The 1,201-nt window shown below is 70.3% G+C and carries 1 protein-coding gene; it reads left to right on the top strand.

Annotation, left to right across the window (positions count from 1 at the left end):
- Nucleotides 1-133: 133 nt before the first annotated feature.
- On the top strand, nucleotides 134-1,201 hold a 1,068-nt coding region (locus tag N866_RS18975; RefSeq protein ID WP_425393982.1), incomplete at its 3' end, for an IS30 family transposase.

Genomic DNA, 1,201 nt, shown 5'->3' with positions numbered 1-1,201 from the left:
TTCAATCGGTCGTCGCAACACCTTGATCTCGGAGGTGTGCGGCGTGGTGGTGGCGGACTGGAAGAAGAAGACCAGCGATGTTCCCGAGGGCTTGCGCCGGCAGTGGCGTGCTGATCGTGCGCTGCGGCCGGCGATGCGCTCACCTGGCAGGCCGGAGCCGTCACGGATGGTGCAGCGCCAGTTCTGGCGGCTGATCGCCACGGGCGTCACGACGGTGGAAGCGTCGCTGGCCGTCGGCGTGTCATGGCCGGTGGGCACCCGGTGGTTTCGTCACGCTGGCGGCATGCCTCCGCTGTCGCTGGCTGAGCCCACGGGCCGCTACCTGACGTTCGCCGAGCGCGAGGAGATAGCGCTGATGCGGGCGAAGGGCGCCGGGGTCCGCCAGATCGCCCGGGCCTTGCAGCGCGATCCGGGCACGATTTCGCGTGAGCTGCGCCGCAACGCCGCGACCAGGAGCGGGAAGCAGGAGTACCGCGCGACGGTTGCTCAGTGGAAGGCCCAGCAGGCCGCCAAGCGACCGAAGGTGGCCAAGCTCGTCGGCAACGCGCGCTTGCGTGAGTACGTCCAGGAGCGCCTCGACGGCACCGTGCGGCGTGCTGACGGCACGCCCGTCGCGGGGCCGGACACGCCGGGCTGGAAGGGGCGCAAGATGAAGCCCCACCGGGCAGATCGGCACTGGGCGACGGCCTGGAGCCCGCAGCAGATCAGCAGCCGGCTCCGGCTCGAGTTCCCTGATGATGAGTCCATGCGGATCAGCCACGAGGCGATCTACCAGGCGTTGTTCATCCAGGGGCGCGGCGCCCTCAGGCGCGAGCTCGTCGCGTGTCTGCGCACCGGACGCGCGCTGCGCGAACCGCGAGCCCGGACTCGGAACAAGCCGCAGGGGCACGTCACCGCCGACGTGGTTCTGTCCGAGCGGCCGGCCGAGGCCGCCGACCGGGCTGTCCCCGGGCACTGGGAAGGCGATCTGATCATCGGGACCGGCCGGTCCGCGATCGGCACGCTCGTTGAGCGTTCGAGCCGGTCCACGCTGCTTGTGCATCTGCCGCGGTCGGAAGCTTGGGGCGAGAAGCCGACGGTGAAGAACGGCCCCTCGCTCGGTGGCTACGGAGCGGTCGCGATGAACGCCGCGCTCACGGCGTCCATGGCGCAACTACCCGAGCAACTGCGCCTGACGCTCACATGGGACCGTGGCAAGGAA

The organism is Actinotalea ferrariae CF5-4 (genome assembly GCF_000603945.1).
Taxonomy (GTDB): Bacteria; Actinomycetota; Actinomycetes; order Actinomycetales; family Cellulomonadaceae; genus Actinotalea; species Actinotalea ferrariae.
The sequence above is the reverse complement of the archived record's forward strand: the minus strand, read 5'-3'. Positions and strand labels throughout refer to the sequence as shown.